The 13,569-nt window shown below is 61.7% G+C and carries 10 protein-coding genes, 1 tRNA gene and 1 pseudogene; 1 reads left to right on the top strand and 11 read right to left on the bottom strand.

Annotated features, from left to right (window positions below; translation table 11 throughout):
- Nucleotides 1–4 precede the first annotated feature (4 nt).
- From rpoB to DDD63_RS03530, 10 genes and pseudogenes are all read right to left on the bottom strand, one after another.
- Nucleotides 5–3,466 (bottom strand): DNA-directed RNA polymerase subunit beta, encoded by a 3,462-nt coding sequence (gene rpoB / locus DDD63_RS03575; protein WP_240611402.1) that lies wholly within the window; start codon nt 3,464–3,466, stop codon nt 5–7.
- Nucleotides 3,467–3,837: 371 nt separating this feature from the next.
- A pseudogene (gene rplL / locus DDD63_RS03570) lies at nt 3,838–4,226 on the bottom strand (50S ribosomal protein L7/L12).
- A gap of 64 nt (nt 4,227–4,290) precedes the next feature.
- A complete protein-coding gene (gene rplJ / locus DDD63_RS03565; protein ID WP_108715215.1) occupies nt 4,291–4,812 on the bottom strand; it encodes a 50S ribosomal protein L10 in 522 nt (173 codons plus the stop codon).
- A 250-nt stretch (nt 4,813–5,062) separates the two neighbouring features.
- The gene (gene udk, locus DDD63_RS03560) at nt 5,063–5,674 is read right to left on the bottom strand and encodes a uridine kinase (protein WP_108715214.1); all 612 of its coding nucleotides are present in this window, start codon (nt 5,672–5,674) and stop codon (nt 5,063–5,065) included.
- Between the two features lie 79 nt (nt 5,675–5,753).
- Nucleotides 5,754–7,100, bottom strand: coding sequence for a hypothetical protein (locus tag DDD63_RS03555; protein ID WP_108715213.1), 1,347 nt, complete (start codon nt 7,098–7,100; stop codon nt 5,754–5,756).
- A gap of 635 nt (nt 7,101–7,735) precedes the next feature.
- The gene (gene rplA / locus DDD63_RS03550) at nt 7,736–8,452 is read right to left on the bottom strand and encodes a 50S ribosomal protein L1 (RefSeq protein ID WP_108715212.1); all 717 of its coding nucleotides are present in this window, start codon (nt 8,450–8,452) and stop codon (nt 7,736–7,738) included.
- 97 nt (nt 8,453–8,549) lie between these two features.
- Entirely contained in the window at nt 8,550–8,984 is a 435-nt protein-coding gene (rplK, locus tag DDD63_RS03545) for a 50S ribosomal protein L11 (RefSeq protein ID WP_108715211.1), read from the bottom strand.
- Nucleotides 8,985–9,205: 221 nt separating this feature from the next.
- The gene (nusG, locus tag DDD63_RS03540; RefSeq protein ID WP_108715210.1) at nt 9,206–10,054 is read right to left on the bottom strand and encodes a transcription termination/antitermination protein NusG; all 849 of its coding nucleotides are present in this window, start codon (nt 10,052–10,054) and stop codon (nt 9,206–9,208) included.
- Between the two features lie 31 nt (nt 10,055–10,085).
- Nucleotides 10,086–10,331 (bottom strand): preprotein translocase subunit SecE, encoded by a 246-nt coding sequence (gene secE / locus DDD63_RS03535; RefSeq protein WP_108715209.1) that lies wholly within the window; start codon nt 10,329–10,331, stop codon nt 10,086–10,088.
- Nucleotides 10,332–10,403: 72 nt separating this feature from the next.
- Nucleotides 10,404–10,479: transfer RNA gene (locus DDD63_RS03530), tRNA-Trp, on the bottom strand.
- A 401-nt stretch (nt 10,480–10,880) separates the two neighbouring features.
- On the opposite strand from DDD63_RS03530, the gene DDD63_RS03525 reads away from it, so the two are divergent.
- A complete protein-coding gene (locus DDD63_RS03525) occupies nt 10,881–12,089 on the top strand; it encodes a pyridoxal phosphate-dependent aminotransferase (RefSeq protein WP_108715208.1) in 1,209 nt (402 codons plus the stop codon).
- A gap of 181 nt (nt 12,090–12,270) precedes the next feature.
- Here DDD63_RS03525 and DDD63_RS03520 read toward each other — a convergent pair whose 3' ends face one another.
- Nucleotides 12,271–13,527 carry a phosphotransferase gene (locus tag DDD63_RS03520; protein WP_108715207.1) on the bottom strand — a complete coding sequence of 419 codons (1,257 nt, stop codon included), beginning with the start codon at nt 13,525–13,527 and terminating at the stop codon, nt 12,271–12,273.
- Between the last annotated feature and the right edge of the window lie 42 nt (nt 13,528–13,569).

The raw sequence follows: 13,569 nt of genomic DNA, 5'->3' as shown, positions 1-13,569 counted from the left end.
GGGGCTAGAATTCAGCTCCGGATGTAAGGCCCTCCAGCCCGGTAGGCATTGCCAGCGGTTCCGGAGTCTGGAACTGGTCCTCCTCCGTATCCTGCAGGTTGATCGCCTCTCCGGTGGCATCCAGTGCCTCAACGTTCAGGCACAGAGAGCGCATCTCCTGGATAAGTACCTTGAACGACTCCGGGATACCCGGCTCGGGCACGTTGTCGCCCTTCACGATGGCTTCATAGACCTTGACGCGGCCGACCGTGTCGTCCGACTTGATGGTCAGCATCTCCTGCAGCGTGTGCGAGGCGCCGTAGGCTTCCAGTGCCCACACCTCCATCTCGCCGAAGCGCTGTCCGCCGAACTGTGCCTTTCCGCCGAGCGGCTGCTGGGTCACCATGGAGTACGGACCAGTGGAGCGAGCGTGAATCTTGTCGTCCACGAGGTGATGCAGCTTCAGCATGTACATGTACCCAACGGAAACCGGATCGGGGAACGGCTCACCGCTGCGACCGTCGAAGAGCTGCGCCTTGCCCTCGCCGTTGACGAGAATGTCACCGTCGCGGTTGGGCAGGATGGAAGAGAGCAAACCGTCGATTTCGTCGGTGCGTACGCCGTCGAATACCGGGCTGGCCACATGCTGCCCGGCGACGCCGGTCACCGTCTCCTCCGGCAGGCGCAGGGCCCATTCCTCGCCGGCCTCGCGAGCCTTCTTGGCATCCCAGCCCTGGCTGGCGATCCATCCCAGGTGCAGTTCGTACACCTGACCGAGGTTCATACGGCCAGGAACACCGAGCGGATTCAGGATGATATCCACCGGAGTGCCATCGGCCATGAACGGCATGTCTTCAATCGGAAGGATTCGGGAGATGACGCCCTTGTTGCCGTGCCGACCGGCCATCTTGTCACCGATGGTGATCTTGCGGCGCTGCGCGATGTAAACGCGCACGGTCTCGTTCACGTCGGCGGCCAGCTCGTCGTTGTTCGCCTTCGTGAACTGCCGAACGCCGATCACAATGCCGGACTCGCCATGAGGCACGCGCAGAGAGGTGTCGCGTACTTCCTTGGCCTTCTCACCGAAGATCGCGCGCAACAGACGCTCTTCCGAGGTCAGTTCGGTCTCACCCTTCGGGGTGATCTTTCCGACGAGGATATCGCCGGCCTGTACCTCGGCGCCGATACGGATAACGCCGTGCTCATCAAGATGCGAGAGCGTTTCCTCGGAGACATTCGGGATGTCCCGGGTGATCTCTTCCGGTCCCAGTTTGGTATCACGCGCGTCGACCTCGTGCTCCTCGATATGAATCGAGGTGAGCAGATCGTCCTTCACGCAACGCTCGGACAGGATCACGGCGTCCTCGTAGTTGTAGCCGTTCCACGACATGAACGCCACCAGCAGGTTCTGGCCAAGCGCAAGCTCGCCGCCCTCTGTTGCCGGGCCGTCGGCGATAAGCGTGCCTTCTTCGACACGATCACCTTCGGAAACGACCACGTGCTGGTTGGTGCAGTTGCCGGGGTTGGAACGGTCAAACTTCGTCATCTTGTAAATGACATGCTGACCGTTGTCCTGCTCCACATGAACGGCATCGGCGTCAACCTCGGTGACGGTTCCTGCCGCACGAGCGATGGTGACATCACCGGCGTCGACGGCGCAACGCATCTCCATACCGGTTCCCACATAAGGCGCAACCGGACGGATCAGCGGCACGGCCTGACGCTGCATGTTCGCACCCATCAGGGCGCGGTTCGCATCGTCGTGCTCCAGGAACGGAATCATGGCGGTTCCCACCGAGCACATCTGCCGGGCAGAGACATCCATGTAGCCGATCTCGGACGGCGCCACCAGCGCGGGCTCGCCTCCGGGCATACGGCACAGAACCTCTTCCTCAGTGAAACGTCCCTCGCCATCCAGTGGCGCCTCGGCCTGCGCGATGATCACAGCGTCTTCGTCGTCGGCCTGCAGATAATCGATCTGATCGGTTACCTTGCCGTCCACAACCTTGCGGTAAGGAGTCTCGATAAATCCGAAGGAGTTGATCCGGGCAAAGGAAGCCAGGGATCCAATCAGGCCGATATTCGGACCTTCCGGGGATTCAATCGGGCACATACGCCCGTAGTGCGAAGGATGCACGTCGCGCACTTCCATGCCGGCACGGTCACGCGAAAGACCACCCGGGCCCAGTGCGGACAAGCGCCTCTTATGCGTCAGACCCGCCAAGGGATTGTTCTGATCCATGAACTGCGAGAGCTGGCTGGTACCGAAGAACTCCTTGATCGCCGCCACGATGGGCCGGATGTTGATCAGGGACGACGGCGTGATGGCCTCGGCCTCCTGCGTGGTCATGCGCTCGCGGACCATACGGTCCAGACGGGCCAGACCGGTTCGCACCTGGTTTTGGATGAGTTCACCGACGGCGCGGATGCGGCGGTTACCGAAGTGATCGATGTCGTCCGTCTCCACACGCACCGGGGTCGCATCAGGGGCGCAGACAACCTCTGTCTCGCCGACGTGTAGCGCGAGCATGTAACGCAGCGACGCCGTAATGTCCTCAATACCGAGTTGACGAGCAGAGCTTTCGGCGTGCAGACCAAGCTTCTTGTTGATCTTAAAACGGCCGACCTTCGCGATGTCGTAACGCTTGGTGTTGAAGTAGAAGTTATCCAGCAGTGTGCGGCCGGCCTCGGCCGTCGGTGGCTCGCCCGGGCGTAACTTGCGGTAAAGGTCCTGGAGCGCTTCTTCCTGAGTGTGAACGGTGTCCTTCTCGAGGGTCTCGAGCAGCACCGGGAAATCGTCAAAAGCCTCACGAATCTCGGATTCATTCATACCGAGAGCCTTGAGGAACACGGTAACCGACTGCTTGCGCTTACGATCAACGCGCACGCCCACGGCATCGCGCTTATCGACCTCGAACTCAAGCCATGCCCCGCGCGAAGGGATGACCTTGGTGGAGAAGATGTCCTTATCTGAGGTCTTATCGGCAATACGCTCGAAGTAGACGCCTGGCGAGCGGACAAGCTGAGAAACGACGACGCGCTCCGTACCGTTGATGATGAAGGTGCCGCGATCAGTCATCAGCGGAAAGTCACCGATAAACGTCGTCTGTGACTTGATCTCACCGGTGTCGTAGTTCTGGAACTCGGCAGTCACATAGAGAGGGGCCGAGTAAGTCAGATCGCGTTCGCGGCATTCCTGGATCGAGTACTTCGGTTCTTCCAGATGCGGAGAAGACAGCACGAGGCCCATCGTGCCCGCCGCGTTCTCGATTGGAGAGACTTCCTCGAAGATCTCCTCCAAGCCGGACTGCTCTCCCGGATTCTTGGCCTTCCATTCCTCCGAGCCGATCAGCCACCCGAAGCTCTCGGTCTGCAGACCGAGGAGGTTGGGGACCTGAAGTGGCTCGCGAATTTTGGCGAAGGAGACGCGGTCAACGGCGGGCTTGCCATTTTGAGCGGAAAGTGAAGAGGTGCGCGAAGCAGCCAAAGGGGTTCCTTCCCTGACGTTGTTAGGCATTCCGCCGGCAGTGCCCACAGCAGCACCCCCGTTTCCCGGTGGCAGGCCGCTGACGTGCCGGATTACCCGATCCGCACATCACCGTCGCCTCCAAGACGGCCTCTGGGCATAGCTGTAGATACGCTGGCGCAAGTATCAAATGTACTCTTTCGGCGTACAACAGTCCACCCCGTTCCCATGTGGAAGGGGTCACGCAGAACCTCTTTGTCACCAGAAGAGTTCCACAATCCCGACTCCCGCGCAAACCTTTCCCACAATCAGTGAGATGGAGCACAAAATAGTGGGGTGCGGCTCACTGCCGCACCCCACCGAGAACTAGCGATTGCTGGTTGCTACACGTCTCACTTCAGTGTGACGGTCGCACCCACGCCCTCGAGCTGCTCCTTGGCCTTGTCAGCCGTCTCCTTGTTGGCGCCTTCGAGGATCGCCTTCGGAGCGGACTCAACCAGGTTCTTCGCTTCGGTCAGGCCGAGAGAGGTCAGAGCGCGGACCTCCTTGATGACCTGGACCTTCTTGTCGCCGAAGGACTCGAGAATAACGTCGAAGGAGTCCTTCTCCTCCGCCTCGGCGGGGCGGCGTCACCGGCAGCCGGGACGGCAGCGACAGCTGCGACCGGAGCAGACGCCTCGACGTCGAACTCCTCCTCGAATGCCTTGACGAAGTCGTTGAGCTCAACGAGGGTGAGCTCCTTGAAAGCAGCAATGAGCTCTTCGGTGGAGAGCTTAGCCATGATGGCCTTCCTTCCTGATGCCTGCTACGCGAGCAGATATTTCTGTTGGTGTGCCACCCGTGGTTCAGGCGGCGGATTCTTGTTTCGCGCGCAGCGCGTCGATGGTGCGCACAGCCTTGACGGCAGGCGCCTGGAAAACGTATGCCGCCTGGTACAGGGCGGCTTTGAGTACCCCCGCAGCCTTGGCGAGGAGAACCTCGCGGGACTCGAGGTCGGCAAGTTTGACGACATCATCAGCCGAAAGCAGCGAGCCTTCGAGCACGCCACCCTTAATCACGAGCTGTTGATTCTCCTGCGCGAAGTCGCGGACAGCCTTGGCGGCGTCGACAACCTCACCGGTCACAAACGCGATAGCCGTCGGTCCGGTGAGCAGGTCATCGAGGTCCTCGATACCTGCCTGGTTCGCGGCGATCATCGCTAGCGTATTCTTGGCGACCTTGTACTCCGCGTTGGCCCGGAGCGAACGGCGCAGCTCTTGCAGCTGTGCCACGGTCAGGCCGCGGTACTCAGTGAGCAGCACCGCGGACGAGCTCTCGAACTTCTCCTTGAGCTCCGCAATCGCTGCAGACTTGTCGGTCCGTGCCATAGGGCCTCCTTCCGGTCGTATCCGCAGGCCCATGAAAAAAGCCCCGCGCAGGTGCACGGGGCCACGCCGAATCTGCTCGGCTCAGCTCATCTCACCTACGCTGGCCCCTTTTCGGGTTTATCCCCACCGGTGGGCGGAGACCTGCGGTCTTTGGCAGCCAATAGCGTAGTCGTCCGCGCCCGCCATGCCAAACCCGCCGCGGCCTTCGTGACGAACTTCGCTCGTCGTGTTGCGGTCATCAGACGCCGTGCTAGCTGATTTCGTGGGCGATACGGTGGATGAGCATGTCGAGCGCCACGAGGTTCTCCCCGCCTTCGGGCACGATGACGTCCGCATTGCGTTTTGACGGTTCGACGTAGAGTTCATGCATCGGCTTCACGGTGGCCAGGTACTGCGACTCCACCGATTCCAGGGTGCGGCCGCGTTCGACGACGTCGCGTTTGATCCGCCGCAGAATACGCACATCCGCATCAGTATCCACAAAGATCTTGATGTCGATGAGGTCGCAGATCTGCGGTTCCGCGAAGATGAGAATCCCCTCGACGATAATGACGGGATTCGGATGAATGACGGTGGTTTCGGAAGAGCGGTTATGCACGGAGTAGTCGTATACCGGGCATTCAACGCTGTGTCCGGCCACTAGTTGCTTGAGTTGCTCAACCATCAGGTCATTGTCAAAGGCCTCGGGCGCGTCATAGTTGAGCCGAGCGCGTTCTTCGTAGGTGAGGTCATCACGTGCCCGGTAGAAGTTGTCGTGGTAGATAACTGATGTCTTTCCGGGGAAGGAACGTATTAATGCTTTGGTGAGAGTGGTTTTGCCGCTTCCCGTGCCACCGGCTACCCCGACGACCAATGTCCCCATAATCTCCCACCTCCGAGGAATGACTTCTACCCAAAGGTACGCGATTGGGCGCCGCTGTGCACCACGAACCGCGCAGTGACTACCCGACTGAGGTCAACAGTGTACCGCCGAGCATCAGCAAGTACCCGCTGCCGGCGAAAGCGAGAAAGCCATCCCGCCAGCCCGGCCGGTCCGTCAGCAGCGCCAAGACAGTCACATGCAGTCCCACCGTGCTGATGGCGTAACGTCCGGAGATTATGCGGAAGTAGGCCGCACTGTTCACGATTTCACGTGCTTGAACTGCCAGTGCAGCCGCTGCCGGACCCGCAACCGTTGCGACCACCAGACCACGATGACGCCGCCACGACCACAACAAAATAATCGCCAACACGGGAGTAACCAGATACACCAGGTACAGGAACGCGGCCCACACCTTGACAACGCCGGAGCGCACGCCCGGCTGTAGGTAGAAGTCACTTCGCGGGTCGGTCAAACCGTAACCGTCCAGCAGGCTCGCCAGCACGGAGTCATAGCCGCCTTCCCCAAGGGTGACGGTAGACAGCCCGCTGATGGCAGGAACGTAATCTGCGGGACGCCGTCCGTTCTGCCAACGGCTCCACAGCAGGTAGACGAGCAGTAGTGCGAGGACACTGACAAGGAGGAGCCGGAGTAGGCGTCGTCGATCAGAGAGGGAGAATCCGAAGGATTCGGGACGAATCACCGCGCATCCCACGGCGCACAACACCGCCAGTAGGGCGCCGACGGATATCACCCGTGTTGCGGAAATCCCCACCATGACGAGCGCGGGCGCCGTACTGCCGAGCCGATGATCGAGAAAGATACGCGCCGCGATCCAGACCCCTGCCGCTCCGGCCAGTAATGTGACTGCGTCGTTGTGCACAATTCCGGCAGACGCTCCGACAGCCGGCGTCGCCAAGGCCAAGAGTGCACCGGCGAAGGCCGCTCGGCGCGAGGCACGCCACGACCGAAGAGCGAGGTAGAGAGCAGCCACTCCCCCGGCCACAAAGAAAGCGGAGATCCAGCGGGCGCCAGTAACGAAATCCGTATGGAAGTGGCTGGCGAGGAAGGTGCCGCCGTGCCCGGCGAGGGCGAAATACAGCGGCGGATGGAACCCGTTGTAGTTCTCGCCACGATAGGGCCATTCCTCGATGCCGCGGCCTTCCGTGCGCGCCCCACACACGGGAACATATACGCCTTGGATCGAGCCCTCCATGCCTCGGCAGGACCATGCCTCCAGCGTTTCATCAGCGAGGTCTTCCCCCTGGACCGGGACATGCCCGTAAGCCATTTTCCAGGCGTAGTCCACGTAGGTCCATTCGTCGTAGCGGCTCAACGGCGTCCCGTGCGATATGGCAACCGCGCTCCATGTCAGGGAGAGCGCGACAAGTACTACTACCAACAGAGCGTCACGCTTCCCGATATTCACTCGTCTAGCGTAAGGCACGTGCGGGAGTGCTCCAAGCTTGCGCTCGGAAGCTCCGTCGCCGTGGCGAGTCTCTATGCCGCACGCCGCCGAGCGGCACGCAGTGTAGAGATCGCATCAGGGCCCAGCGCCAGCGACAGCGCGCCAGCCCGGCCCAATACTCAACCGACGACGACGCCGCAGCCGGGCGCCAGACCGCAGCTAGCCTCGATGCCATTATCGGCCCGGCCCCAGCCGACCACCAAGCAACAGCAGGCCACTAGGCAACAGCCAGCCACCACACCCCAGCCGACGACGCCCACCACCAGCACGGATCACCGGGTATTCTCCCAATCTCCGCGATTTTCGCAGAACACCGGCGAAAACCACGAGTTTCAAGAGGAAGACCACGCGCACAAGCACTGTGCCCCACTATGACCGCGCCGTTGCCGTAGGAGCAACGAAGGCCAAGTGCGCACAAGCACTGTGCCCCACCGCGAGGGTGGGGCACAGCAACGTTTTGGATGGCGAAGCGATCCGAGCGATCCCTCCGATCACTTGCGCCAAAGGTGCAACGTCGGACCAATTGCCGCCAGGACGTCCGCGCGACCGTGTCGGTCGGCCAGACGCCCGGAACGGTCGGTCTCAGGCAAGCGGCCTTAGGACGCCGCCTCGGACGTAAGGTTGCGGGTCTTCGTCGTGTCCACCGGAATACCCGGACCCATGGTGGTGGATACGGTACCCTTCAGCAGGTAACGGCCCTTCGATGACGACGGCTTGAGCCGCAGGATCTCCTCCTGCGCCGCCGCGTAGTTCTCCACCAGCTGCTGCGGCGTGAAGGATGTCTTGCCGATGATAAAGGCGAGATTCGCGTTGCGATCCACACGGAACTCGATACGCCCGCCCTTGATGTCGGAAACCGCCTTCGCCACGTCCATGGTGACAGTGCCGGTCTTGGGGTTCGGCATGAGACCGCGTGGACCGAGGACGCGGCCGAGACGGCCGACCTTACCCATCATGTCCGGCGTGGCGACGGCGGCGTCGAAATCCGTGTAGCCACCGGCGACCTTCTCGATGAGCTCGTCGCCGCCGACCTCATCGGCACCGGCGTCCAGCGCCTCCTGTGCGCGCGGTCCCTGGGCGAAGACGACGACCCTTGCCGTCTTACCGGTGCCGTGCGGGAGGTTGACAGTGCCACGCACCATCTGATCCGCCTTACGCGGGTCAACACCAAGGCGGAACATGACTTCCACCGTGGCATCGAACTTTGTGGTCGAGATCTCCTTGGCGAGAGTCACGGCCTCCAGTGGGCTGTACAGGACGCCGGGGGCGATCTTCGCTGCGGCGTCGCGATAGTTCTTTGAGCGCTTTGCCATTGCTGCTTTCTCCTTCGCAGTTGTGGTTAGCGGACCTGCGCGGGTCCTTCCACGTGCCCGTGGGCACTGTATATGACGTCCAACTGACGCCTTTTGATTAGATCGCGTCGGTGGTAATACCCATCGAGCGTGCGGTTCCGGCAATAATGCGGGCCGCGTTGTCAAGATCGTTGGCGTTGAGGTCGGGCTGCTTCGTCTTCGCAATCTCACGCACCTGGTCGGCCGTCAGATGGCCAACCTTGTCCGACTGCGGTGTCGACGATCCCTTGGCGACGCCGGCGGCCTTCTTAATGAGCTCGGCGGCGGGCGGAGTCTTGGTGACAAAGGTGAACGAGCGATCCTCGTACACCGTGATCTCAACCGGCACGATGTTGCCCCGCTGGGATTCTGTTGCGGCGTTATATGCCTTGCAGAACTCCATAATGTTGACGCCGTGCTGGCTCAGTGCCGGGCCAATCGGAGGAGCCGGAGTCGCTCCCCCCGCCTGGATCTGAAGCTTGATGTAACCTGCAACCTTCTTCTTGGGTGGCATGTAGGGTCCTTTTCTTTCTCGTTGGCCGTCGCAATGGCAGAAGCGACAGCCGCCTCATAAGAGTACGCGCTTCGTAGCGCAGATTCGAATCCGATCTGCTCACATTTTCGGATTAGGGCCATTACCCGGCTTCGAGTAGCGGCTCGTCACCCGCAGCGCGTCCTGCCACGATTGGCACTCGCAACCATGCAGTCGGTAACGACCGTTGCCGGACAGCGGCCTCAGTCTTCGCGCCGCACCTGGCTGAATGACAGCTCGACGGGCGTTTCCTGGCCGACAAGGGTCATTAGTACCGTCAGCCGCTGGTTCGCCGCGTCGACGTCGGAGACGGTGGCCGGCATACCCGCCCACGGCTCAGATGTGAGGATAACCGCATCGCCAACCTCGTACGGCGATACCGTGGCGGGAGCGGTGCCGGTAGGCCGCCCTTCAGCCTTGGCCTCGGCGGCCGCCTCAGCCTCAATAACAGGTGTCAGCATCTTCACGACTTCGTCTTCCGAAAGAGGCACCGGGGTTCGCCCATTACCAACGAAGCCAGTCACGCCATTGGTGTTCTGTACCACACGCCAGGAGTCATCGGTCATGTCCATGCGGATAAGAACATAGCCGGGCATGCGCACGCGCGACACAAGTTTGCGCTGACCGCGCCGAATCTCAAAAACCTCTTCCATCGGCACCTCGATCTGGAAGATGTAATCCTCCATGTTCATCGAGTGCATACGAACTTCGAGGTCCTGCTTCACACGCTTCTCATAGCCGGAATAGGTATGCAGCACGTACCAGCGTCCGTCGAGCCCCTGTAGCTTGGCGCGCACTTCCTCCTCGGTGACGGCACCCGGCGCCTCTGCCTTCTCCGGCGTCGCCGCAGCAGCGTTAGCATCCTCGGCCGCAGCGTCCGAGTCGTCCGCAGGCGCCTCATCGGCGTCGAAGACAGCGTCATCCTGGAGGCCTGCCTCATTCAGTTCGCTCGTGCTCTGATCGGGTTGCACGTCATCCTGAGGGGTGGGAGCGCGGAAGAGGCTCTCACCGGATGCATCATTTGGCTCGAGGATATCCTCAGGCACGTTCATTCCTGCCTTCCTGTGGTATTCGCCGACTGCGTTAACCGAAGATCCAGAAGGTAAGCCGACCGAACGCGGCGTCGAGAATCCCGACGAACACCATCACTAGCGCGATAAACACCATCACCGTGATGAACATGTCGCCGAGTTCACGCCGCGACGGGCGCTGCACCTTACGCAGCTCGCCGAAAATTTGACGGAAGAAGAGCGCGATGCGCGCGACGAGGCCCCGTTTCTTGGCGGAACTAGCCTTCGCAGCGCCACGTGCGCCAGCAACTTCGTTCACATCGCTCCTTCATGTCCTAGCTGGTCATGTCCTCTAGGTAACAAAGGCGGCTCATATTGGAATGAGCCGCCTTGGCAGGGTAGGAGGGACTCGAACCCCCAACCTCCGGTTTTGGAGACCGATGCGCTACCAATTGCGCCACTACCCTATGGGCCGCGGAAAGCCGAAGCCTCGAACATTATGCCCCATGCAGCATCCTTTACGCCAGCGCATACGCCTGCGCGCCACATACTGTAACGCGTATCGCAGCCCGCGAGTGCCATTTCCGCAAGGACCACCACAGACCACCTGCCGCACTCACTCGGTATCTCCGCGCCGCCGTTTCCATAGCGATCACCACTGACGCCGGTCAGGCGTAGCGAGTAGGCCTTCCGTCGTCGATCCGTTCTCGATGTGAGCGAGACATCTCACATCTTGACACGCGCGTATGGCGATTTGGCGTAATTCTGCTGTTTTGTCGCCAACTGAGGAAGGTGCGTTCCCGGCAGATGCGTCTTCGGATATGAAAGTCGGCCACGACAAATCAGCGAAGCGTGGCACTATGACCGCGTGAGTACTTCGACACCAGGCAGCCGGGTTTCCTCCCGGCTAGCAGCTATTAGTGAGTCAGCTACGCTTGCCGTTGACGCCAAGGCGAAGGCCCTGCGTGCCGCCGGACGTCCGGTCATCGGCTTCGGTGCGGGTGAACCAGACTTCCCCACACCAGACTTCATCGTGGAAGCCGCCATTGCCGCCTGCCGTGATCCGAAGAATCATAAGTACACCCCCGCGAAAGGCTTGCCGGAGCTGCGGGAAGCCATCGCGGCGAAAACACTGCGGGACTCCGGCAACGTCGTCGACCCCAACAATATTCTCGTCACCAACGGCGGAAAGCAGGCAACGTATCAAGCCTTCGCCGCCATCATCGACGAGGGCGATGAAGTGATCCTGCCCGGACCATACTGGACGACATACCCCGAGGCAATCCGTCTGTGCGGCGGTATCCCCGTGCCGGTTTTCGCCACGGTCGACTCACACTACAAGGTGAGCGTGGAAGAACTCGAGGCCGCGCGCACCGCACAGACAAAGGCCGTACTGCTCTGCTCCCCCAGCAACCCAACAGGAGCGGTGTATTCACCGGAGGAGGTCACGCAGATCGGGCGCTGGGCTCATGAATGCGGGATCTGGGTGATCACGGATGAGATCTACGAGAACCTGACCTACGACGGCGCCCGTGCCGGCTATGTTCTCCAAGAGGTCCCTGAACTGGCCGACCGTACCCTGGTGCTGAACGGTGTCGCCAAGACCTACTCGATGACCGGGTGGCGCGTTGGTTGGATGTACGGTCCCGCCGATGCGATTAAGGCGGCCACCAACATGCAGTCCCACACGACGTCGAACGTTGCCAACGTCTCGCAACGCGCTGCGCTTGCGGCGCTGACCGGCCCGCAGGATGTGGTTGACCAGATGCGTGACGCCTTTGCACGGCGGCGGCGCATCATCGTCGACATGCTGCGCGAGATCGATGGGGTAAGCCTGCCGGATCCCGCCGGTGCCTTCTACGTGTACCCCGATGTCAGCGGGCTTTTCGGACGCGACATCAACGGGAGGAGTGCGCGCACTTCAATCGAGCTGGCGAGCCTCATCCTGGAAGAGGCCGATGTTGCCCTGGTTCCCGGTGAAGCCTTCGGACCGTCCGGGTACTTCCGGCTTTCCTACGCTCTTGGCGACGACGACATCGTGGAGGGTATCAACCGCCTACAGCGGCTTTTCGCGTAATCGCGGCCAACATGTGAGGAGACTCGCACCAGGGCCCCGCGCACGGGGCCCGGCTCATCTGGAACGTTTCTTCGCTGAAGGGAACGCACACTGGGCCCGGCGTGTGAAGGTCGTCTATTGCGGCAATCGCCGCGTCCCCATCGCCCTCGGCGACCCGCCGGTTTGCGAGGTGGGCTCATCGTCACTGCACGGGAATGCGGCCGCTCGCCCAGATACGAGCGCGGGTTAACCACGCCTCCGCCGTAGCGAGGCGACCTTCCGCGTCATGTTTCCAAGCCGTGCCATCGACGCGTTTGGCCCCGGCAACCAACGAGAGCACAACCCCCGCCGTTCGGGCACACAAAGACACCGGATCCACCATGCGTTCGCACAGGTTGCGCCACGTCGGCAGATCGCTGGCAACATGCGGATATGAACGCGGTGCCAGATGTGGAAGGACACTCATATGCCCCAGCAGGCATGCCCAGTCATCAACCCGGTGACCCGGACCGAGGGAGTCAATATCGATCAGCCCCGTCACCGCGGACGAGGCGACATCGACGTAAATGTTCGCCTCGTAGAAGTCGCCGTGCACCGGCACCAACGGCCCCGGGTCGCTTGCTGCGAGCAAGTGAGAGACCTCCAACGCGATGGCACGGCAACGGCGCGCCTGTTCCGGTAGCGCGGTCGCTGCGGCGTGGGCGTAGTGCGTCGCCCGCTCCGCCCACGCGGGCCGTTTGGTGAGTGTTAATGCATCCGTCGGCAGGGAGTCGAGCACCGCAGACAGCGCGCCGAGTATCTGCGCCGCCCGGCTTCCCATACCGCGGGAGATCGCATTCGCCAGTGGTTCGCCCTCGGCCCCCGCCACCAGCACAATCCCGGACGGAACATTGAGTAGTAAGGACGGAGCCGCAACTCCGGCGCGTTCCAGCATCATGTGACGTTTAGCAAGCGATTGCGCCTGTGGCGGTCGGAGTACCTTCCCGTAGGATGCCGAACCGTCGATATCCGTAACGCGTACCACCGCGCGGCGAGTGGGCCGGTAGCTCATCAGTTCAATGGACACCGGATGTCCGAGCAGCTGTGCCATACGGGCCGGAGAGCACGCCGTCGGCAGCCCGGGGAGCTCCGGGTCTTCCGGGTAGGTCCATATCGCGACTCTCGTATCACCGGAGCGCAAATGGGTCAGATGGGGTGAGGATGCGTGCGCGAGGCGCGCCGTCGAGGCACATAGGTATTCCTCCTGCCGCTGCCACGTTCCCGCAGCAGACTGCCGGTCAACAGTCACCGTGTACCCCACGGTGATTCCCGCCCCCGGCCGGTGATGAACCGAGTGCACCTGCCACGAGCGCAACACCGCATCTGTGCCCACCGCGCCGCGCAGCATATCCCCCGCCGTACTACCGGTGAGCAGCGCAAGGTCTTCGCCCTCACGCGCGAAGCTGGCTCCGTTCGTCATGACTCAGTTCTACCGTATCGGAGCATTTCTTTCAGGCACTCC

The organism is Actinobaculum sp. 313, assembly GCF_003073475.1.
Lineage (GTDB): Bacteria > Actinomycetota > Actinomycetes > Actinomycetales > Actinomycetaceae > Asp313.
Note: the sequence above shows the minus strand (reverse complement) of the source record. Positions and strands in the feature narration are given on the sequence as shown.